This is a genomic window from Amycolatopsis sp. NPDC104587, from assembly GCF_055583645.1.
In genome coordinates this window covers 73,016-92,182 of sequence record NZ_JBVJNO010000006.1, presented here as the reverse complement: position 1 = coordinate 92,182, position 19,167 = coordinate 73,016, and the positions used below count along the sequence as shown (strand labels likewise).

Annotated in this window: 18 protein-coding genes; 5 read left to right on the top strand and 13 right to left on the bottom strand. The window is 68.5% G+C overall.

The annotated features are described in order from the left end of the window. Positions 1–43 precede the first annotated feature (43 nt). Positions 44–370 carry a DUF6204 family protein gene (locus ACZ61C_RS19185; protein ID WP_465308477.1) on the bottom strand — a complete coding sequence of 109 codons (327 nt, stop codon included), beginning with the start codon at positions 368–370 and terminating at the stop codon, positions 44–46. Between the two features lie 170 nt (positions 371–540). Here ACZ61C_RS19185 and ACZ61C_RS19180 point away from each other — a divergent pair, with 170 nt between their 5' ends. From ACZ61C_RS19180 to ACZ61C_RS19160, 5 genes are all read left to right on the top strand, one after another. After that, complete coding sequence (locus ACZ61C_RS19180; RefSeq protein WP_465308475.1) at positions 541–1,197, top strand: hypothetical protein; 657 nt, start codon at positions 541–543, stop codon at positions 1,195–1,197. Positions 1,198–1,432: 235 nt separating this feature from the next. Further along, a complete protein-coding gene (locus tag ACZ61C_RS19175; protein WP_465308473.1) occupies positions 1,433–1,780 on the top strand; it encodes a hypothetical protein in 348 nt (115 codons plus the stop codon). Beyond that, on the top strand, positions 1,777–2,400 hold the full coding sequence (locus ACZ61C_RS19170) for a DUF3558 domain-containing protein (RefSeq protein WP_465308471.1): 624 nt from the start codon (positions 1,777–1,779) through the stop codon (positions 2,398–2,400). The genes ACZ61C_RS19175 and ACZ61C_RS19170 overlap by 4 nt, the downstream gene beginning before the upstream one ends. A gap of 4 nt (positions 2,401–2,404) precedes the next feature. Then, on the top strand, positions 2,405–3,700 hold the full coding sequence (locus tag ACZ61C_RS19165) for a PPE domain-containing protein (RefSeq protein WP_465308469.1): 1,296 nt from the start codon (positions 2,405–2,407) through the stop codon (positions 3,698–3,700). Continuing rightward, positions 3,701–4,378: an ESX secretion-associated protein EspG gene (locus ACZ61C_RS19160; RefSeq protein ID WP_465308467.1), complete on the top strand. Its 678-nt coding sequence runs from the start codon at positions 3,701–3,703 to the stop codon at positions 4,376–4,378. Between the two features lie 43 nt (positions 4,379–4,421). Here ACZ61C_RS19160 and nuoN read toward each other — a convergent pair whose 3' ends face one another. Genes nuoN through ACZ61C_RS19100 form a run of 12 tightly spaced genes read right to left on the bottom strand, consistent with a single transcriptional unit; the run spans position 4,422 to position 19,166 of the window. Continuing rightward, on the bottom strand, positions 4,422–5,990 hold the full coding sequence (gene nuoN / locus ACZ61C_RS19155) for an NADH-quinone oxidoreductase subunit NuoN (protein ID WP_465308465.1): 1,569 nt from the start codon (positions 5,988–5,990) through the stop codon (positions 4,422–4,424). Between the two features lie 2 nt (positions 5,991–5,992). Further along, positions 5,993–7,543 carry an NADH-quinone oxidoreductase subunit M gene (locus ACZ61C_RS19150; RefSeq protein WP_465308463.1) on the bottom strand — a complete coding sequence of 517 codons (1,551 nt, stop codon included), beginning with the start codon at positions 7,541–7,543 and terminating at the stop codon, positions 5,993–5,995. Further along, positions 7,543–9,444 (bottom strand): NADH-quinone oxidoreductase subunit L, encoded by a 1,902-nt coding sequence (nuoL, locus tag ACZ61C_RS19145; protein WP_465308461.1) that lies wholly within the window; start codon positions 9,442–9,444, stop codon positions 7,543–7,545. The genes ACZ61C_RS19150 and nuoL overlap by 1 nt, the downstream gene beginning before the upstream one ends. A gap of 11 nt (positions 9,445–9,455) precedes the next feature. After that, the gene (gene nuoK, locus ACZ61C_RS19140) at positions 9,456–9,755 is read right to left on the bottom strand and encodes an NADH-quinone oxidoreductase subunit NuoK (protein WP_247060354.1); all 300 of its coding nucleotides are present in this window, start codon (positions 9,753–9,755) and stop codon (positions 9,456–9,458) included. Beyond that, a complete protein-coding gene (locus tag ACZ61C_RS19135) occupies positions 9,752–10,612 on the bottom strand; it encodes an NADH-quinone oxidoreductase subunit J (RefSeq protein WP_465308459.1) in 861 nt (286 codons plus the stop codon). The genes nuoK and ACZ61C_RS19135 overlap by 4 nt, the downstream gene beginning before the upstream one ends. Then, positions 10,609–11,133: an NADH-quinone oxidoreductase subunit NuoI gene (gene nuoI / locus ACZ61C_RS19130; RefSeq protein ID WP_465308457.1), complete on the bottom strand. Its 525-nt coding sequence runs from the start codon at positions 11,131–11,133 to the stop codon at positions 10,609–10,611. Before nuoI ends, ACZ61C_RS19135 begins: the two co-directional genes overlap by 4 nt. After that, positions 11,120–12,469: an NADH-quinone oxidoreductase subunit NuoH gene (gene nuoH, locus ACZ61C_RS19125; protein WP_465308455.1), complete on the bottom strand. Its 1,350-nt coding sequence runs from the start codon at positions 12,467–12,469 to the stop codon at positions 11,120–11,122. Before nuoH ends, nuoI begins: the two co-directional genes overlap by 14 nt. Continuing rightward, positions 12,466–14,940 carry an NADH-quinone oxidoreductase subunit G gene (locus tag ACZ61C_RS19120; protein WP_465308453.1) on the bottom strand — a complete coding sequence of 825 codons (2,475 nt, stop codon included), beginning with the start codon at positions 14,938–14,940 and terminating at the stop codon, positions 12,466–12,468. Before ACZ61C_RS19120 ends, nuoH begins: the two co-directional genes overlap by 4 nt. After that, the gene (gene nuoF / locus ACZ61C_RS19115) at positions 14,937–16,235 is read right to left on the bottom strand and encodes an NADH-quinone oxidoreductase subunit NuoF (protein WP_465308451.1); all 1,299 of its coding nucleotides are present in this window, start codon (positions 16,233–16,235) and stop codon (positions 14,937–14,939) included. Before nuoF ends, ACZ61C_RS19120 begins: the two co-directional genes overlap by 4 nt. Further along, positions 16,235–17,092 (bottom strand): NADH-quinone oxidoreductase subunit NuoE, encoded by an 858-nt coding sequence (nuoE, locus tag ACZ61C_RS19110; protein WP_465308449.1) that lies wholly within the window; start codon positions 17,090–17,092, stop codon positions 16,235–16,237. The genes nuoF and nuoE overlap by 1 nt, the downstream gene beginning before the upstream one ends. Beyond that, positions 17,089–18,420 carry an NADH-quinone oxidoreductase subunit D gene (locus ACZ61C_RS19105; RefSeq protein ID WP_465308447.1) on the bottom strand — a complete coding sequence of 444 codons (1,332 nt, stop codon included), beginning with the start codon at positions 18,418–18,420 and terminating at the stop codon, positions 17,089–17,091. The genes nuoE and ACZ61C_RS19105 overlap by 4 nt, the downstream gene beginning before the upstream one ends. Next, positions 18,417–19,166 (bottom strand): NADH-quinone oxidoreductase subunit C, encoded by a 750-nt coding sequence (locus tag ACZ61C_RS19100; protein ID WP_465308445.1) that lies wholly within the window; start codon positions 19,164–19,166, stop codon positions 18,417–18,419. The genes ACZ61C_RS19105 and ACZ61C_RS19100 overlap by 4 nt, the downstream gene beginning before the upstream one ends. Position 19,167 lies beyond the last annotated feature (1 nt).

Genomic DNA, 19,167 nt, shown 5'->3' with positions numbered 1-19,167 from the left:
CGTTTACCCGCTGTCCTGCGGAAACGGTGACGAACATGACACCTCACCGGCGCCTGGCCCGGACGTCGTCCAGGCACGTGGAGCTGACGGTCAGCTCGCGGTACGGGTAGCCCTCGCGCTCCAGCAGTTCCATGGCCGCGAGCTCCGCCTGGTCGTGGGCTGCCCGGGTGGCGCTGTCACCAGCAGCGACCTCGACGGTGATCCGGAAGCTGAAGCCGCCGAGATGGTGACTGTAGGTGAGCGTGCCGATTTTGCTGAAGAGCTGTCCGGCCAGGTCGTCCTCAGTGTCGAGGGCGGCGAGGAGTTTCGCGCGGGTTGCCTGGGTGGGGTGGTCGAACTTGCCCCGGACGAGGACGCGGTAGGTCGGCATGCGCGTCAAGATACAGATCTGTATCCGGATACCGAAGGGATTATCCACCGGGTGGTTCATGATCCACGAAGGGGTGATCAGCGGTTTCGGGCGCAACGGACGTCTCCGGCGGGCGGATATTCAGCTCGAGGAAGAGCGTCGCTCTCCCCGGTCGGCAAGGAGGACGCGACATGCGCAACACCATCGCGAGGCGGGGTGCGCTCGCCGGAACACTGATGTTGGCCGGGCTCGCCGTCACCGCGGCGCCGGCGCAGGCCGCACCGCAACCGGGCGTGGCCCAGATCGGCTCGGCGGAGTTCACCAAGAGCGGCACGACGATCAAGGTCCCGGTCCAGGGCGAGTGCTCGGTGGACGGCCCGACGACGGCCACGGCCCAGTCGGTGACAAAAACGGGAGTCACGTTCGGCGGCGGCACGTCGTCGTGCACGACGACGGTGACGGACCCGGAAACGGACGCGACATCAACCAAGTCCACGGCGACGGGCAAGGCGTTCGAGCTGTCGGCGCTGGTGAGCGCGGGCGGGCCGCGGATCAAGCTGTCGACGTACACGGTGACGTGCACGGCAACGCAGACGCAGACGAGCGCGAACTGGAGCTACGGCGGGATGTCGGGCATCCCGAACCCGCCGAGCCCGGTCCCGGTGGGCTACACGGCGCCGCTCAAGAAGTCCAACGGAACGGTGCTCGCGAACGCGGTGTTCAACATCCAGAACCTCCCGGGCGACGGCAGCATCGGGTTGACGATGCTGCGGATCGACTTCCTGCCGGCGTCGGGGATCAGCGGGCAGGTCGTGCTGGGGCACACGTCCTGCTCACCGACCCCGTAGGGGTGATCGAGGGCCGCGGCCGAGGGGGCCGCGGCCCTCGTGCTGTTTCGGGATTTCGGGTGGGAGAACCCTGGTAAGGTTTTCGCCGTCGGATACGCAGGGTGCTCGGGAGGGAGCACACTGCGAGCCAGGGGAGAGCTGATGACGACCGCGGTATCGGTGATGCACGGTGCCTGAACCACCGGTTTACGACCCGAGCGGGAATGGGGAGCTTCCGGGACCGAACGGGGTTCCGGTGGCTGGTTCGTATGGGGTGGAGTCGGGTGGAGGGCCCGGGTTCCAGTACGACGAGGCGACGCTGCATGAGCTGGTTCGGGAGTGGAACGACCTCGCGAACGAGTTCGAGGACGACCTGAGCAGAGCGCGTTTGATCGCTGCTACCGAGGGACCTGGTCTTGATTACGCCAGTGGCGGCAACGCCGATCTGATTCGCCGGTCCGGCTCGGCGTTGACGACCACCCTTGACGAGCGTGCGTCCTACTGCCGGAACATGGCCGCGAAATTCGAAGCAGCGCTGGGTAAATACGCTACTGCCGAAGAGACGCACACGACGCAGATCAAAAACGCCGGAGGCAGCCTGTGAAACGCCCACTGCTACTCGGGCTGGGCGCGACGATGCTCATCGCAGCCGCTTGCACCACGACTCAGAACGGCACTGCCACACCTTCGCCGGCCGATCCGTCCAACTCCCCGACCGATACCCCAGCCTCACAACTGCCCGGTGCCGGTGCACCCGGCGTAGCAACCCCGATCGGCACCACGAAGTTTCAGCAGAAACCTTGCACCACGCTCACTGATGCGCAGATCGCCGAACTTCTCGGTCCGGACGTTGAGCCGAAGGAAGATCCGAACGACCCGGCCGGCTCCAGCTGCTTCTGGCATCCGAGATCGGTCACCCAGGCTGCCGTATCGGTCATCTACGCCACTAAGAACCGGCGTGGCCTGACATCGATCTACCAGCAACAGGGGACGACGTTTCCCTTGTTCGTTCCCATGGATCCGATCGATGGCTACCCGACCGTGGCTTACGGACAGGCCGACCTGCGCCCCAAGGGCACTTGCGCGATCGCTCTGGGAACCAGCAACGAAGACATGCTCGACGTGTCGGTAGCCCTTTCCGAGGGAAATGTCGGCAAGAAGGACCCTTGCGCCGCAGCGCACGAGGTGACGGTGACCGTGCTGAACAACCTCCGGGCCGGGTGAATCGATGGTTGCCGAAGGACCGCTTACCGCCGCTGATATCTACGAGCAGATCACGGGCGGGAAAGGCACTCAGTCGCTCGCTGACGCGCATGATGGGGCCAGCAATCTGACCACTCGGATGGTTGAACGGGCGCAACGGATCAACGCCCTCCGGGCCAAGACCATAGCCGGCTGGCAAGGGGGCGCTGGGGACTCTGCTGCTGACGCCACCCTTCCCCTCGTGCAGGCCGCCGCCGATGATGCTGTTCATCTTGCGAATGCGCGGACCGCTGTCGGGGCTCAGATGGATGCCTTCGGGACCGCCAAGAACTCCGTCAAACCCGTGGCCCCGGCCGCGCCTGAGCTGACTGCAGATGATGTTGTCGAGGCCATCAGCGGTAAGGGCTGGGGCTCCTACAACTCCAAGGTCGCCGGCTGGCAGGCCGACAGTCAGGCCAACATCGACGCCTTCAGCGCCTATCACTCCGCCAGCTCGGCCAATGGTGGGCAGATGCCCGCTCAGTACGCCCAGCTCCGTGACTCCGGTGCGCCCGTCTCCATGGCTGACGACGCGCCGAAAAAGACCAGCGGGACCACCGACACCGGTGAATGGGCTCGCAACCCACGGCAGGTTCCCGTGCAGCAGAACCGGCAGACCGTCCAACCCGGACAGAACCAGGTGCAGAATCAGGTTCAGAACCAGATTCAGCACCAAGTCCCCAACCCGAACCAGGGGCAAAACCAGGTCCAGGGGCACGCCGGTGGGGACAACACCCACGCCGACAGCTACGTTCCCAAGCCCGTCGTGCCTCCGGCCGCGCAGGGCGGCTATGAGTTCGGGCCCACCGGACAGCCCGTCGGCAACCTCGGCGGGAACAACACCTTCGGGCCCGGCACCGGTGGCTACTCCGGCAGCGGATTCGGGCCCGGCACCGGTGGCTACTCCGGCAGCGGATTCGGGCCCGGCACAGGCGGATATGGCACCGGAGCGAACCCGAGCACGGGAACAGGCACCGGATATCGACCAGGAGCCGGGCCGGGAACAGGCACAGGCCAAGGCATGCGCGGCCCAGGGGCCAACTCCGGCGCCCGCCTCCCCGAAGAACGCAACGGCACCACCACTCGCGGCACCGCCGGCCCCCGTGGCGCCAACGGCATGCCCATGGGCGGCCCCCTCGGCGCCGGGCGCGGCGGTAAAGACGAAGATCGCGAAAAGAAAAAAGCCCCCTACCTCCAAAACCCCGACCCCGACGAGACCTTCGGTGGTTTCCCCCAAAAGCCGATGCCGCCGGTGATCGGCGAGAGCCGGAACAAGAAATAAATGCTCAACGCCGAATTCTCGCTGAACACCCTTCTCACGGCCATGCGTCAAATCGGCTGCGGGGACCCGCATCCCGTCTTCGCCCACGGGCTTCGGTACATCCCGCCGAGCGGCAAAACCGCAGTGAACCGCGAGGCCTTCGAGGAGCTCAGCGAATACGGGTTCACCCAGGGCGAAGGCTTCACACCCGAATTCGAAGACGTCCTGCACCTCATCACGCGGCCCGCGCGGGAGTTCTTCGGCTACGCCCGGGACACAACCGGGCAGATCGGGATTCTTGTCGCCGCGAGTGGGCGGACCGCCGTCTCCGTGGTCTGCCGGGGTGAGCGGGTTGAACTCGCCGGGGTCTCCGCCGACACCCGGCCTGTCGACGCTCTTGTCGGCGCCCTGCCCGGATGCCCCGCAGCCGGTATCAGGCCCTTCTCACTGCCGCAGGAAGACTTCGAAAAGGCCGAGGAGAGCGACATCTTCGACGACGCCCCCGCGCGCAGCCGGGAAGCGCAGGAGCTCGATGCCCTCTTCGCTCAGCCCTACCACGGCATCGGGCAGCTCTACGCCGGGGACAAGACCCTCAGTTATCTCGACCTTGACGCCGGGCGCGTGGGCTTCACCCTCGCCAACGGCTACATCAGCGTCGTTCCCGGGGAACCCGCCCTGCTGAGCCAGAAACTGCACTAAAAAGGGGCCGCCGCTCCGAAGAGCGACGGCCCCTTGAACAAACTCAGAGTGCGAAACCGCCCGCACCGGCCCAAGACAGAGCAAAGGCCGGCACCAGGCCCAGCACCAGCGTCACCGCCGTGCCGAGGAAGATCGCCGTTCCCGTGCCGAAGCCCGGGACCGAGACCGACGGGCCCTCGGCCGCCGGCTCGGAGAAGTACATCAGGACGATCACGCGCAGGTAGAAGAACGCCGCCACCGCGCTGAACACCAGGGCCACCACCACCAGCGGGGCCATGCCGTCCGACAGCGCCGCCGAGAACACGACGAACTTGCCCACGAACCCCGACGTCAACGGGATCCCCGCCAACGCCAGCAACAGGAACGTGAACACCGCCGCCAGCAACGGCGACCGCTTCGCCAGCCCTGCCCACGCCGAGAGGTGCGTTGCCTCGCCCGAGGAATCGCGGACCAGGCTGATCACACCGAACGCCGCCAGCGTCGTGAAGCCGTACGACAGCAGGTAGAACAGCGTGCTGGACAGGCCTTCCGACGTCATCGAGATCGCGCCGATCAGCAGGAAGCCCGCGTGGGCGATCGACGAGTACGCGATCATGCGCTTGACGTCGGTCTGGGTGAGACCGAGGATCGCGCCGATCACCATCGAAATGATCGCCACGCCCCACAGCACTCCGCGCCATTCCCACGAAGTCGAACCGAACGCCACCGACAGCACGCGGAGAATCCCGCCGAACGCCGCGACCTTCGTGCACGCCGCCATGAACGCCGTCACCGGGGTCGGCGCGCCCTGGTAGACGTCCGGGGTCCAGGTGTGGAACGGGCCGACCGAACCCTTGAACAGCAGGCCGACCACCAGCAGGCCCAGGCCCGCGAACAGCAGCGTGTCCGACCGGTCCGAACCGGCCGCCGCCGCCGCGATGTCGCCCAGCTTCACGGAGTTCGCGTAGCCGTAGAGCAGCGCGAGTCCATAAAGGAAGAACGCCGAGGAGAACGCGCCGAGCAGGAAGTACTTGACCGCCGCCTCCTGGGAGAGGAGACGCCGGCGCCGTGCGAGGCCGCACATCAGGTACAGCGGCAGCGAAAGCACTTCCAGCGCGATGAACATCGTCAGCAGGTCGTTCGCCGCGCAGAACGCCATCATGCCGCCGAGCGCGAACAGCGTCAGCGGGAACACCTCGGTCTGCATGACCGTCGCCGTCTGGGCGCGGTCCTGGACCGTGCCCGGGCGGATGCCGGCCTGCGCGACCAGCGCGCCGCCCGGCTCGACGACGCGGTCCGAGATCAGCAGCACCGCGCCGACCGCCAGGGCCAGCAGCGTGCCCCAGAGGAACAGCGCCGGCTTGTCGATCGAGATCGCGCCGCTGAACGTCGTGACGCCGGTCGACGGCGAGCCGATCGCGTAGGTGATCAGGAAGACGCCGGCCACGACGATCGCCGCCAGGCTCAGCACGACCTGCACGCCGAACCGCGAGCGCTTCGACGCGAACGCCTCGACGAGCACGCTCACGCACGCCGCGCCGAAGATGATCAGCACCGGCAGCACGGCGCCGTAGTTCACCGACGGCACCTGCACCGGTGGCTCCGGTGCCTGGGCCAGGAGGATGTCGAGCACGGTTACTTGCCTCCCTGAACCGCGGACAGCGTCTGCTGCACCGTCGGGGTGACTGTGTCGAGCACCGGCTTCGGGTAGAAGCCGAGGACGATGATCAGCACGACCAGCGGCGCGAGGATCGCGATCTCACGGCCGTTGAGGTCGCGGATCGCCTTCTTCGCGCCGAGCTCCGGCGCGATCGCGGTGCCCGGTCCCCCGCCGACACCCACGAGGGCATCACCGCGGACCGGGCCCTGCATGACGCGCTGGTAGAGCCAGAGCACGTACGCCGCGGCCAGGACCATGCCGACCGTCGCGAGGATCGTGTACACCGGCTGGTCCACATAGGACCCGATGAGCACCAGGAACTCGGAGACGAACGAGTTGGTGCCCGGCAGGGACAACGTGGACAGCCCGGCGAGGAGGAACAGGCCCGCCAGCAGCGGGGTCACCTTCGCCATGCCGCCGTAGTCCGAGATCTTCGACGACCCGCCGCGCGCGATGACCAGGCCGATCACCACGATCAGCATGCCGGTCGCGAGGCTGTGGTTGAGCATGTACGTCGCCGAGCCGATCATCGCCTGCTCGTTGAACGCGAAGATGCCCAGCGAGATGAACCCGAAGTGCGCGATCGAGACGTAGGCGATGAACCGCTTCATGTCCCGCTGGCCGGCGGCGAGGATCGATCCGTAGAGGACGCCGATCACCGAGAGCACCAGCACCAGCGGCGCCAGGGTCTTGCTCGCGTCCGGGAACATCGGCAGGCAGTACCGCAGGAACCCGAACGTGCCGACCTTGTCCAGCACACCGACCAGCAGGACGGCGACGCCGATCGGCGCCTCCCCCGCCGCGTCCGGCAGCCAGGTGTGGAACGGCACCAGCGGCGCCTTGATCGCGAACGCCAGGAAGAACCCGAGGAAAAGCCAGATCTGCGTGGACAGCGGCGCGTCGCGGACGACCGTGACCAGCGTGGCCCAGTCGAAGGTGCCGTGCCCGTTCTTCTCCACCGAGAGCGAGTACGCCCCGATCGCCGACGCCAGCATGATCAGGCCGCCGAGGAAGGAGTAGAGGAAGAACTTCACCGCCGCGTACTGCCGGTTCGCGCCGCCGTACCCGCCGATGAGGAAGTACATCGGGATCAGCATGATCTCGAACAGCACGTAGAACAGGAAGACGTCGGTCGCGGCGAAGACGCCGATCGTGAGCGCCTCCTGCAGCAGGATCAGCGACAGGAACCCGCCGGCGCTGCGGCCGGGCGGGAGCTTGTCCATCGTGCCGAGGCCGCCGACGACGATCGGCACCAGCAGCGCGATCACCGCGATCATGATCAGCGAGATGCCGTCGGTGCCGAACGCGATGTGGACACCGAAGCTCGGGATCCAGTCGAAGCTCGACGTCATCTGCAGCCGCGCGCCCGAAGGCGAGTAGCTGAGCCAGAACGGGATGATCAGCAGGAGCTCGAGGATCGAGAACGCCAGCGCGGCCAGCACCGCGGAGCGGTCGTTCCCCTTGAGGAACGCCAGCACTCCGGCGCCGACGAGCGGCACCAGGATGAGGATCAGCAACCAGGTCATCAGGAGAACCTCACCAGCAGGAGAGCCGCCAGAAGCAGGAACGTGCCGCCGAGCATCGACAGCGCGTACGACCGGACGAAGCCGGTCTGCAGCCGCCGCAGCCGGCCGGAGCCGCCGCCGAGCGAGGCGGCGAGGCCGTTGACCGCGCCGTCGACGCCGCGGTTGTCGACGAACACCAGCGCCCGCGAGAGCCAGGTGCCCGGGCGGGCGACCAGGGTTTCGTTGAGCGTGTTGCCGTACAGGTCCTTGCGCGCGGCGCGGGTGACGAACGAGACCCGCTCCGGCCGCTCCACCGGGACGTCACGACGGAAGATCAGGATCGCGATCAGCACGCCCAGCAGGGAGAACACGATCGCGCCCGCCGAGATCACCCAGGCGTCGAACGGCGCGTGGTGCTCCTCCACGAGCTTGCCGACCGAGGGGGTCAGCCACTCGCTGAAGCGGTCACCGATGGCGAAGAACGCGCCGGCGCCGACCGAGCCCACCGCCAGCACCGCCATCGGGACCCACATGACCGCCTTGGACTCGTGCGGGTGGAAGTCGCGGCCGTCGGTGGACTTGATGTCCTTCCAGCGCTCCTTGCCGAAGAACGTCATCACCATCAGGCGGGTCATGTAGAACGCGGTGAGCCCGGCGCCCAGCAGCGCGGCGCCGCCCATCACCCAGCCGCGCCAGCCGCCCTGGCTGAACGCCGCTTCGATGATCGCGTCCTTGGTGAAGAAGCCCGACAGCGGCGGGATGCCGATCAGGGCCAGGTAACCGAGGCCGAACGTGATGAAGGTGATCGGCATCTTCTTGCGCAGGCCGCCGAACTTCCGCATGTCGACCTCGTCGTTCATGCCGTGCATGACCGACCCGGCCCCGAGGAAGAGCCCGGCCTTGAAGAAGCCGTGCGCGACCAGGTGCATGATGCCGAGCGCGTACGCGATGGGCCCGAGCCCGACCGCCAGCATCATGTAGCCGATCTGGCTGACCGTGGAGTAGGCGAGGACCTTCTTGATGTCGTCGTACGCGCAGCCGATGATGCACCCGAGCAGCAGGGTCACCGTGCCGACGAGCGTGACGATCAAGCGGCCGTCCTCGGTGGCGTTGAAGATGTCCTTCGACCGAGCCACCAGGTAGACGCCCGCGGTGACCATCGTTGCCGCGTGGATCAGGGCCGACACCGGGGTCGGGCCCTCCATCGCGTCCGGGAGCCACGCCTGCAGCGGGAACTGGCCGGACTTACCGCAGGCGCCCAGCAGGAGCAGGATCGCCATCGCGGTGATCGCCGCCGGCGAGAACTTGCCGTCACCGACCGCCTGGAAGACCTGCGCGTAACCGGTCGAGCCCGCGTACTTGAACATGATGAAGATCGCCAGCGCGAGCCCGACGTCGCCGACGCGGTTCATCAGGAACGCCTTCTTCGCCGCGGTCGCGGCGGACGGGCGGCCCTGGTACCAGCCGATGAGCAGGTAGGACGCGAGACCCACGCCCTCCCAGCCCATGTACAGCGTCACGAAGCTGTTGCCCAGGACCAGGATCAGCATCGACGCGACGAAGAGGTTCAGGTACGCGAAGAAGCGGTACCGGCCTTCGTCGTCGGACATGTAGCCGATCGAGTAGAAGTGGATCAGCATGCCGACGCCGGTGATGAGCAGCACGAACGTCAGCGACAGCGCGTCGATGCGCAGCCCGAAGTCGATCTGCAGCGCGCCGGCCGGGATCCACGAGTACAGCTTGGTGTCCGTCGTGGCGCCGGTGTCGGCGGTGAAGAACGTGATCAGGCCCCAGACGAAGGCGAGCGTGACGGTGGCCGTACCGAGCAGATGCCCCCAGCCCTTCGCGCGCTTGCCCATGAGCAGCAGGACGAGCGCGCCGACGGCAGGGAGGGCCACCAGCAGCCACGATGATGCGGTCACTCGGGGGTCTCCTAGTACTTCAGCAGGTTGGTGTCGTCGACCGAGGCCGAGCGCCGGGTGCGGAAGATGGCCATGATGATCGCCAGGCCGACCACGACCTCGGCGGCCGCGACGACCATCACGAAGAACGCCATGATCTGGCCGTCGAGGCTGCCGTTGATCCGGGCGAACGTCACGAGCGAGAGGTTCACCGCGTTCAGCATCAGCTCGATGCACATGAAAACGACGATCGCGTTGCGCCGCACCAGCACGCCGACGGCGCCGATCGAGAACAGCAGCGCCGACAGCAGCAGGTAGTACGTCGGGGTCATTCCTTCTCCCCTTCCGGAGCACCTTCGGCGGCGACCAGCGCGTGCGCGTCCGGGTGCGGCGTGTCGTCCGCCACCAGCTTGCGTTCCTTCGCCAGCTCGATCGCCGAGGTGGACTCGATGATCGCCGACAGCGACTCCGGCGCGACCGTGCCGTCCGGCAGCAGCGCCGGGGTGGCCACCGAGTTGGCGGTGGCGAAGACACCCGGGCCGGGCAGCGGCGACGGCCGGTCGTGCTCACCGCGGAAGCGGAGGACGACCAGTTCCTTCTGTGTGAGCTTCCCGCCCTTGGCGTGCCGGTCGGTGAAGGCCAGCACCATCGCGCCGACCGCGGCGGTGATGAGCAGCGCCGACGTCAGCTCGAACGGGAAGAGGTAGTCGGTGAAGATCAGCCGGCCGAGGCCCTTCGGCCCGCCGCCGGCCGGGGTGGCCGAGTCGAGCGGGACGGCCGGGGTGACGGTGTCCAGCGCCCGGTAGATGCCGGTGGCCAGCAGCGCGGCCAGGCCGATGCCCAGCACGGTCGCGGCGAGCCGCTGGCCACGCAGGACTTCGACGACCGAGTCGGAGCTCTCCCGGCCGACCAGCATCAGCACGAACAGGAACAGCATCATGATCGCGCCGGTGTAGACGATGATCTGCGTGAAGCCGAGGAACGGCGCCGACTGGATCATGTACAGCGCGCCCAGGCTCAGCATGGTGAGCACCAGCCACAGCGCCGAGTGCACGGCGTTGCGCGAGAAGATCATGCCGAGCGCGCCGAGCAGCGCGACCGGGCCGAGGATCCAGAACGCGACGGCCTCGCCGACCGACACGCCCGCGGCGGCGCCGGTCGGGGCCTGGGCCAGGAGTGCGGAGATCACTTCTTCGCCTCCCCGCGCGCCAGCTCCGGGCCGTTCACGTAGTAGTCCTGCTCGTTCTCGCCGAGCCGCATCGGGTGCGGCGGCTGCTCCATGCCGGGCAGGAGCGGCGCGAGGAGGTCTTCCTTCGTGTAGATCAGCCGCTGCCGGTCGTCGTCGGCCAGCTCGTAGAAGTTGATCATCGTCAGCGACCGCGTCGGGCACGCCTCGATGCAGAGGCCGCAGCCGATGCAGCGCAGGTAGTTGATCTGGTAGTCCGCGCCGTACCGCTCGCCCGGCGAGAACCGGGCCTCCTCGGTGTTGTCACCGCCCTCGACGAAGATCGCGTCCGCCGGGCACGCCCACGCGCACAGCTCGCAGCCGACGCACTTCTCGAGGCCGTCCGGGTGGCGGTTCAGCTGGTGCCGGCCGTGGTACCGCGGGGCGGCGGGGGCGCCGGCCTCGGGGTACTCCTCGGTGGCGACCTTCTTGAACATCATCCCGAAGGTGACGCCGAAGCCCTTGACGGGATCAAGAAACCCCATCTTGCGCTCCTTCCTGTGCGGTACCGACGGCCGCCGGCTTGCGGCGGGCCGCCTTCGCCTCGGCCTTGGCCAAGGCCTTCTGACGCGGGGTGGTCTGCGGGACCTTGAGGTCCAGCGGCGGGACCGGGAAACCGCCGCCGGTCACCGGGATGCTCTCGCTCTCCTCTTCACGGCCCGACGCGCGGACGTAGAAGAACAGGGCCAGCACGATGAAGATGGCGACGGCGGCGATGATGATCGACGCGGTGTTCCAGGTGATCACCTTGGCGAAGGTCACCATCACGATCCACACCAGGTTCAGCGGGACCAGGACCTTCCAGCCGAGGCGCATGAACTGGTCGTAGCGCAAGCGGGGCAGCGTGCCGCGCAGCCAGATGAACCCGAACAGCAGGATGAACATCTTCGCGAAGAACCACAGCACCGGCCACCAGCCGGTGTTGAGCACGTTGTTCCCGATCAGCGACAGCGGCCACGGGGCCATCCAGCCACCGAGGAACAGCGTCGTCGCGAACGCCGAGACGATCACCATGTTGACGTACTCGGCGAGGAAGAACATCGCGAACTTCATCGAGCTGTACTCGGTGTGGAACCCGCCGACCAGCTCCGACTCGGCCTCCGGGAGGTCGAACGGGGCCCGGTTGGTCTCGCCGACCATCGAGATCAGGTAGATCACGAAGCTCGGGACCAGGTAGAGGAACCACACCTTGTGCTGCGCGCCGACGATGTCGGCCAGGTCCAGCGAGCCGGCCTGCAGGATCACCGCGACGATCGAGAGGCCCATCGCGATCTCGTAGGAGATCACCTGCGCGGCGCTGCGGAGACCACCGAGCAGCGGGTACGGCGAGCCGGACGCCCAGCCGGCGAGCACGATGCCGTACACGCCGATCGAGGAGCAGGCCAGGATCACCAGCGCGCTGACCGGCAGGTCGAGCAGCTGGAGCACGGTCCGCTCACCGAAGATCGAGACGACCGGCCCGAACGGGATGGCCGACAGCGCGATCAGCGCGGGCACCGCGGAGAGCACCGGCGCGAGGAAGTACACCTTGCGGTCGGCGGTGTCCGGGATGATCTGTTCCTTGAACGGCAGCTTGATCGCGTCCGCGAGGGACTGCAGGTAGCCGCCCGGGCCGACCCGGTTGGGGCCGGGCCGGTTCTGCATCCGGCCGACCGCCTTGCGCTCCCAGACGATCAGGAAGATCGTGAAGATCGGCCCGATCAGCAGGATCACGACGGACTTCAGCAGGATCAGCCAGAACGGGTCGTCCGCGAGCAGCGCCGCCCGCGTCGCCGCGTCCGGGACACTGCCCACAGCGGCTTCGGTAAGCAACGGTGTCACTGTTCACCCCCAGCGAGGTTCACCACGGCGCCGTGCCCGGCGCCGAGCGTCTTGAACACGGCGGAGCCGTCGGAGTTGCCGGGCAGCCACACGACGCCGTCGGGCAGGTCTGCGACCTCGACCGGCAGCGTGATCGCGCCGCGTTCGGTGCTCACCTTCACGATCGCGCCGAGGCCTTCGGCGGTCGCCGCGGACAGCCGCGCGACCGGCGGCCGCTGGGTGCCCTTGAGGTGCGGCTCGCCGTCCTGCAGGGACCCGTTGTCGATCAGCTGGCGCCAGGTCGAGAGGACCGCCTGGCCGGCGCCCGGGGCAACCGTGGCTCCCCCGGTCTCCGCCTCGACGTGTCCCCAGCGCAGCGCGGAAGCCGGGCCGAGCTTCTCGTAGTCACCGCGCGCGGCGGCCGGAGTCTGTGTGAACAGGTCGACGTCCATCTCGACGGCCAGGGTGTCGAGCACCCGGCAGTCCGGCAGGGTGCCGACACCCTCGATGGTGATGTCGAACGGGCGGGTGCGGCCTTCCCAGTTGAGGAAGCTGCCGACCTTCTCGTCCGACGCCGCCACCGGGAGCACGACGTCCGCGCGCTCGGTCACCGCGCTGTGCCGCAGCTCGAGGCTGACGACAAAACCGGCGTTGTCCAGGGCGCGCAGCGCGAGGTCCGGGTCCGGCAGGTCGAACGGGTCGACGCCACCGACGACCAGGCCGCCGAGGTCACGGCCCGAAGCGGCCTTCAGGATCTCGGTCGCGTCGCGGCCGGGAGCGGACGGAAGCGGGACGCCCCAAGCGTTTTCGACGGCGACACGCGCGGCGTCGTCACCGACGCGACGGCCGCCCGGCAGGAGCGTCGGGACGCAGCCGACCTCCAGCGCGCCCCGGTCACCGGCGCGGCGCGGGATCCACGCGAGCCGGACACCGGTGCGCTCCACCAGGTCGTGCAGCGCGGAGAACAGGCCGGGCACCTGGGCGGCGCGCTCGCCGACGAGGACGACGGCGTGCTCACCGCTGAGCGCCTCGTCGAGGTCCGGCGCGTGCTTGGTGATGCCCTCGATCGCCGCGGCCTCCTGGCCGGGGACGCAGGCGAGCAGCTCGCCGAACGTCTTGCGCACCGACGACGTCGTCCACTGTCCCAAGTGGACAACGCGGGTGCGGTTCTTGCGGGCCGCCTTGCGCAGCCGCAGGAACACGATCGGCGCCTCGTCCTCGGGCTCGAACGCCACGCACAGGACCGTGCGGGCCCGCTCGATCTCGGCGAAGGTGACGCCGTTCTCCGGCGTCACGCCCACGACGTGCGAGGTGAGGAAAGCCAGCTCCTCGGCCGAGTGCGGCCGGGCGCGGAAGTCGACGTCGTTGGTCTGCAGGGCGACGCGCGCGAACTTCGCGTACGCGTAGGCGTCTTCGACCGTCAGCCGGCCACCGGGCAGGACCCCGACGCCGCCGTTCGCACGGGCGGCGGTCAGACCGGCGGCCGCGGCCCGCAGCGCGTCGGTCCAGGAGGCCTCTTCCAGCTCACCGGTCTCGGTGTTGCGGACGAGCGGACGCCGGATGCGGTCGTCGGCGCCGGTGTAGCGGAAGGCGAAGCGGCCCTTGTCGCAGATCCACTCCTCGTTGACCTCGGGGTCGTCGCCGGCCAGCTTGCGCTGGACCTTGCCGCGCCGGAAGTCGGTGCGCTCGGCACAGCCGGACGAGCAGTGCTCGCAGACGCTCGGCGCGGACACGAGGTCGAACGGGCGGGAGCGGAACCGGTAGGCGGCACTCGTGAGCGCGCCGACCGGGCAGATCTGGATGACGTTGCCGGAGAAGTAGCTCTGGAACGGCTGGCCGGACGTCGTCCGCGAGGCCAGGTCCAGGACGTCCGCCGTCTCCGCGGTGCCGATCTGCTGGTGGGCGCCGCGTTCGAGGAGCTCGATGAACGGGTCGCCGGCGATCTCGCGGGAGAACCGGGTGCAGCGCTGGCAGAGCACGCAGCGTTCGCGGTCGAGCAGCACCTGCGTCGAGATCGGCAGCGGCTTCGGGAACGTCCGCTTGGTGTCCACGAACCGGGACTCCGTGCGGCCGTGGGCCAGCGCCTGGTTCTGCAGCGGGCACTCGCCGCCCTTGTCGCAGATCGGGCAGTCCAGCGGGTGGTTGATGAGCAGCAGCTCCATCACACCCTGCTGGGCCTTGTCCGCGACCGGCGACGTCAGCTGCGTCTTGACGACCATGCCGTCGGCGACGGTCATCGTGCAGGACGCCTGCGGCTTCGGCATCGGCCGGCCGCCCATCTCGACCTCGACCAGGCACTGGCGGCAGGCGCCGGCCGGGTCGAGGAGCGGGTGGTCGCAGAACCGCGGGATGACCGTGCCGAGGCGTTCGGCCGTGCGGATCAGCAGCTCACCCTTGGGGGCGATGACCTCTTCGCCGTCGATGACCAGCTTCACGTGGCCTTCGGGGACCGGCGTCTCCTGGGTCTCGGGCTTGTCGGGCGCGATCGTCATGATGCCTGCGCTCCCACGAGTTCGGGCTTGGTCTGTTCGTGCCGGTTCTTCTCGCACAGCGCGAGGAACTCGTCGCGGAAGTACTTGATGCCGCTCTGGATCGGCGACACCGCGCCGTCACCGAGGGCGCAGAACGACCGGCCGAGGATGTTGTCGCAGACGTCGAGGAGGGTGTCGATGTCCTCTTCGGTGCCGTGGCCCTCGACCATCCGCTCGAGGATCTGCGCCAGCCAGTACGTGCCTTCGCGGCACGGCGTGCACTTGCCGCAGGACTCGTGCTCGTAGAACTGCGTCCACTTCATCACGGCCCACGGCACCGACACGGTCTCGTTGAAGACCTGGACGGCGGTCGTGCCCAGCATCGACCCGGCCTCCGCCGCGCCTTCGAAGTCCAGAGGAACGTCGAGGTGCTCGGCGGTGAACATCGGGGTGGACGAGCCGCCCGGGGTCCAGAACTTGAGCGGGACGCCGTCCTTCATGCCGCCCGCCAGCTCGAGCAGCTCGCGCAGCGTGGTGCCGAGCGGGCACTCGTACTGGCCGGGCTTCTCGACGTGACCGGAGATCGAGTAGATCTTCGGGCCGGGCGACTTCTCGCGGCCCATCTCGCGGAACCAGCTCGACCCGCCGTTGACGATGAACGGCGCGCTCGCGATGGTCTCGACGTTGTTGACCGTGGTCGGCGCGGCGTACAGACCCGCGGCGGCCGGGAACGGCGGCTTGAGCCGCGGCTGGCCACGACGGCCTTCCAGCGAGTCGAGCAGCGCCGTCTCCTCACCGCAGATGTACGCGCCGGCGCCGGCGTGCACGGTGATCTTGAGGTCGAAGCCCGAGCCGAGGATGTTCTCGCCCAGGTAACCGGCCGCCTCGGCTTCGCGCACGGCCGCGTTGAGGCGGCGGATGCAGTGCAGCGCCTCGCCGCGGACGTAGATGAAGCAGTGGTTGGAGCGCATCGCGTACGAGGCGATGATGCAGCCCTCGATGAGCGAGTGCGGGTCCGCCATCATCAGCGGGATGTCCTTGCACGTGCCCGGCTCGCCCTCGTCGGCGTTGATCACCAGGTAGTGCGGCTTGTCGAAGTTCGGCGGCATGAAAGACCACTTGACGCCGGCCGGGAAGCCCGCGCCGCCGCGGCCGCGCAGGCCCGAGTCCTTGACCAGCTGGACGAGCTGCTCCGGTGTGCCGGCGAGCGCCTTGCGGACGGCGGTGTAGCCCTCCAGCGCCTCGTACGTCCCGATCTGCCAGGAGTTCGGCGACAGCCAGCGCTTCGTGAGGACCGGCGTAATGGGATCTGCCATTACTTCTTCTCCACTTCAGGAAGCGGGACGTCTTCGGCGACCGGCGCGACCCAGCCGCGGTCCTGGGCGAGCTTCGCGCCGCGCAGGGTTTCGACGGCCTGCGACGGGCCGTCGATGTCCGTGCGGTACTGGCGCTCGTCCTCCGGGAAGAACCCGGCGAGCTGCAGCTCGGCGCCCTTGAAGCTGGTCAGCGGGGCACCGCGCGTCGGGGCCGGCTTCTTGCCCGCCTGCAGCGCGTCGACCAGCGCGACGGCCTTGTCCTCGGTCTGGTTGTCGAAGAACTCGTAGTTGACCTGGATGACCGGCGCGAGGTCGCAGGCCGCGAGGCACTCGGCGTGCTCGAGGGTGATCGAGCCCGGCTCGTTCGGCGTGCCCGCGGTTTCGTTCTGCCCCAGCGGCTCCTCTTCGGACCCGAGGTGCGTCTGGAGCTTCTTGTAGATCGCGTCGCCGCCCATGGCCGCGCACAGCGTGTTGGTGCAGACGCTCACGAGGTGCTCGCCGCACGGCTTGCGCTTGTACATCGTGTAGAACGTCGCGACCGCGCTGACCTCAGCGTCGGACAGGTCGAGCTGCTGCGCGCAGAACGCGATGCCCTCCTGGCTGACGTACCCCTGCACCGACTGCACGAGGTGCAGCAGCGGCAGCAGCGCCGAGCGCGACATCGGGTAGCGCGCGATCAGGTCCTGCGCCCGGGCGGCCACGCCTTCGTCGAAGATGTCTTCGAGCGGCGTGTCTTCGATGATCCCGGCGGCGACCGCGGGGTCCGGCGCGATGGCGATCACGTCGGTGTCGGGGCCGGCCGCGGCGTGCGTCGTCACGGCGTCCTTGCCGCCCGGTTCCGGAACTGCTGTGCTCATCGGTCCACTCCCCCCATGACGGGGTCGATCGAGGCGATCGCGGCGATCACGTCCGCGACCAGGCCGCCTTCGGCCATGGCGGGCATCGACTGCAGGTTCACGAAGCTCGGTTCGCGCACGTGGACCCGCAGCGGCCGCGTGCCGCCGTCGGAGACCAGGTGCGCGCTCAGCTCGCCGCGCGGCGACTCGACCGACGTGTAGACCTGCCCGGCCGGCACCTTGAAGCCCTCGGTGACCAGCTTGAAGTGGTGGATCAGGGACTCCATCGACTGACCCATGATCTTCTTGACGTGCTCGAGCGAGTTGCCCATGCCGTCGCTGCCGATCGACAGCTGCGCGGGCCAGGCGACCTTCTTGTCCTCGACCATGACCGGGCCCGGTTCGAGCTTCTCCAGGCACTGCTCGATGATCTTGAGGCTCTCGTGCATCTCGTGCACCCGGATCAGGTAGCGCGACCAGCAGTCGGCGCCGTTGTCCACGGGCACGTCGAAGTCGAACTCGTCGTAGCAGGAGTACGGCTCGGTCTTGCGCAGGTCCCACGGGAGGCCGGCGCTGCGCAGCACCGGGCCGGTGACGCCGAGCGCGAGGCATGCGTCGACCGGCAGGTACCCGACGCCCTTGAGCCGGTTGCGCCAGATCGGCTGCCCGGTGAAGAGCTTGTCGTACAGCGGAAGGCGTTCCTTCATCGTCTTGACGAATTCGGTGACCTTCTCGCGGTAGTCCTCGGGCATGTCCTGCGCGAGGCCGCCGGGGCGGATGAACGCGTGGTTCATGCGCAGGCCGGTGAGGTGCTCGAGCAGGTGCAGGACGACCTCGCGCTCGCGGAAGCCGAGCGTCATCGCGGTGGTGGCGCCCAGCTCCATGCCGCCGGTGGCGATGTAGACCAGGTGCGAGCCGATGCGGTTGATCTCCAGCAGCATCACGCGCAGCAGCTCGGCGCGCCGTGGTGCCTGGATGCCGAGCAGCTTCTCGACGCCGAGGCAGTACGCCATCTCCGTCGAGAGCGGAGCCAGGTAGTCCATGCGCGTCACGAAGGTGACGCCCTGGGTCCAGGTCCGGTACTCGCAGTTCTTCTCGATGCCGGTGTGCAGGTAGCCGATGACCGACCGCAGCTGCGTGACGGTCTCGCCCTCCATCTCCAGCACGAGCCGGAGCACGCCGTGCGTCGACGGGTGCTGCGGGCCCATGTTGATGACCATGCGCTCGTCGTGCGCGGCGTCGGCGATGACGTCGTCCCAGTCGCCGCCGGAGACCGAGTAGACGCGGCCTTCGGTGGTGTCGCGCGAGTCGGCCTCGGGGACTGGGGTGGTGTCTTCGTTAATCGTCACGAGTACGACCTCCGCTGGTCCGGCGGCGGGATCTCCGCGCCCTTGTATTCGACCGGGATCCCGCCGAGCGGGTAGTCCTTGCGCTGGGGGTGGCCGTCCCAGTCGTCCGGCATGAGGATGCGGGTGAGCGCGGGGTGGCCGTCGTAGACGATGCCGAACATGTCCCAGGTCTCCCGCTCCTGCCAGTCGGCGGTCGGGTAGATCCCGACCAGCGACGGCACGTGCGCGTCCTCGACGTCGAGGGTGACCTCGAGCCGGATGCGGCGGCGGTAGGTCAGGGACGTGAAGTGGTACACCGAGTGCAGCCGCTGCGGGACGTCGACGCCGTAGTCCACACCGGACACCGAGGACAGCAGCTCGAAGCGGAGACCGCCGTCGTCGCGCAGGACCTTCGCGATGGCGACGAGGTGCTCGCGGGCGACGTAGAAGGTGATCTCGCCGCGGTCGACCGTCGTCTGCAGGATCGCTTCGGCGGGGACCTTGTTGTCCGACAGGGCCGCGTAGAACTCGTCGGCGAACTGGTCGAACCAGCCGCCGTACGGGCGCTCGGCCGGCGCGGGGCTGTAGGCCGGGAGCCGGACGCCGCCGTAGCCGGAGGTGTCACCGGTGCCGTGGACACCGAACATGCCCTGGCGTTCGCGGCCGGTGACGACGGATTCGGCGGGCCGGGTGCCGCGCGGCTCGAGGCCGCCTTCCGGACGTTCGGCGCTCGACTGCTCTTCGCCGGGTTGAGGGTTCTCAGTCATC